General features: G+C 35.1%; 1 protein-coding gene and 5 tRNA genes. All 6 read right to left on the bottom strand.

Annotated features, from left to right (window positions below; all coding sequences use genetic code 11):
* Positions 1 to 5: 5 nt before the first annotated feature.
* Positions 6 to 81: transfer RNA gene (locus tag MV589_RS02580), tRNA-Val, on the bottom strand.
* Between the two features lie 130 nt (positions 82 to 211).
* A tRNA-Glu gene (locus tag MV589_RS02575) sits at positions 212 to 287 on the bottom strand.
* A 123-nt stretch (positions 288 to 410) separates the two neighbouring features.
* Positions 411 to 486, bottom strand: a tRNA-Val gene (locus MV589_RS02570).
* Positions 487 to 501: 15 nt separating this feature from the next.
* Positions 502 to 578: transfer RNA gene (locus tag MV589_RS02565), tRNA-Asp, on the bottom strand.
* 108 nt (positions 579 to 686) lie between these two features.
* Positions 687 to 762 (bottom strand) — tRNA-Lys (locus MV589_RS02560).
* A gap of 74 nt (positions 763 to 836) precedes the next feature.
* The gene (locus tag MV589_RS02555; RefSeq protein ID WP_297431750.1) at positions 837 to 1,925 is read right to left on the bottom strand and encodes a CinA family protein; all 1,089 of its coding nucleotides are present in this window, start codon (positions 1,923 to 1,925) and stop codon (positions 837 to 839) included.
* Positions 1,926 to 2,087: the final 162 nt, after the last annotated feature.

The following is a 2,087-nucleotide window of genomic DNA, read 5'->3' as shown; positions in this document are numbered from 1 at the left end:
AAAAATGGTGGGCACTACTGGACTCGAACCAGTGACATCTACCTTGTAAGGGTAGCGCTCTACCAACTGAGCTAAGCGCCCTAAATAATGCTTTTTATTTTACTCGTCGTCAATCCATCATTCGGATACTTAATGTATACCTCATTCAGTCTTTCCTAGATTAAAAGAAAAATCATAAATTTAGATTTTAAAATCTAAAACACCAAAATAATGGCGACCCCTAAAGGATTTGAACCTCTGTTACTACCATGAAGTGATAGTGTCCTTGGCCACTAGACGAAAGGGTCATTATCTTTCATTTAACAAAAGGCTGTTAACAAAATATTTTTTTGATTTAGTTGTGCTAAAATTTTTAACGAAGCATACTAAAAGTATGTGAGTTATAAATTTGAGTGCAAATAAACAAAAAATGGTGGGCACTACTGGACTCGAACCAGTGACATCTACCTTGTAAGGGTAGCGCTCTACCAACTGAGCTAAGCGCCCATCTAAACTAAAAAGTGGCGCGGTGGATGGGGCTCGAACCCACGACCCCCTGCGTGACAGGCAGGTATTCTAACCAACTGAACTACCACCGCAAATTTTAAATTATTCTACGTCATAATCTTATTTACATACTATCAGTATGCTTCGTAAAATTCTTCCTTAAATAATAGAAAAATTATTATTATCTTTTAGTTTAAAAATGGTGTCCTGTGATGGATTCGAACCATCGGCCACATCATTAAAAGTGACGTGCTCTACCAGCTGAGCTAACAAGACATTTGCCTCTTATTGTTAAGAGGTCGAAATTATAGACAAAAAGATTTTATATGTCAAGATATTTGACAAAGAATTTAGAAAAAAGTCTCTTTATCCAGAAGAAGCAACATTTTTATAGCCATAAGTGCACTTTGGTGCTGTACATAGTTTCTATCTCCAAAAAAATGCAGATGTTTTTCAATGTGCTGCGTTTGACTACGTACACCGATATAAACAGTCCCCACTGGTTTTTCATCAGTTCCTCCTGCATCACCTGCTATTCCGCTTATTGCAAGTGCATAATCAGCATCACTTACATTCAAAGCACCATCACTCATCTCTTCTACTACAGCAGCGCTCACTGCACCATTCTCTTCTAAAATAGTATGATCAACTGCAAGCCAGTTTTCTTTTAATGCATTGGAGTACGTCACCAAAGAGCCTTCGAGGATTTTTGATGCTCCATTTTGTTTTGTAAAATAATAAGCAAGTAATCCACCTGTACAACTTTCGGCAAAACTCACCTTTTTTCCACTATGGTAAAGTTTATCAATAACATATTCAATAATATTTGAAGATGCTATGAATTTTTTAGGAAGTAATTTTTTAGATGCCTCCATAAATTTTGTAATATCTCCATATTTTTTACTATAAATATCTAGTCTCAACCATCCCTCGACTTTTTGTACAAAATCAAAATGCACCTCATAAGTTTGCGCAATTGGAGTAAGAATATTTACCAAAGTCTCCCTCTCCTCTTCAAAAATATGGGCAACTGCCTTTATTTCACTATTATGCAGTAAAATTTCGGGCATCTTTTCTCCCTCATCCATCTGCAGAACATTCACAAAAGAACCATTGTATTCTAAGAGGTAACTTCTCTCTTCAAATAGAGAAGCTTTTTGAGGAATAAGCATACCATCACGAAGAATTTGATTGTCATTCGTTGCTGTACAGATTACTTTTCCAATCGTTGAAAAGTTCTGTTTTGTAGTGACAATCACAACTCTATTAGCTGCGTTTAGAGCCTCTTCAAGGTAGAGGAACAAAGATGTATCTCCATCTTTTAAAAAGCTTATCATATCTATAAAAGCAAGATCTGCTTCTAAACTTCGTAAAATATACTCTTTCAAAGGTGGGTTATAAGTAAATTTATTACCAATAAATATTAGATGTGTTTTCATACCATATTATAGCAGTTTTATCAGCTTTTAAACACATTAAAGATACAATGCAAAGAATTTATAATTATAATAATATTTTGAGGTTTCAATGGACTACAAAGACACACTACTTTTACCGACAACAACATTCGCTATGCGCGGAAACTTAATAAACAACGAACC

Origin of the sequence: Sulfurimonas sp., from assembly GCF_026991475.1 — a bacterium.
GTDB lineage: Bacteria > Campylobacterota > Campylobacteria > Campylobacterales > Sulfurimonadaceae > Sulfurimonas.
The sequence above is the reverse complement of the archived record's forward strand: the minus strand, read 5'-3'. Positions and strand labels throughout refer to the sequence as shown.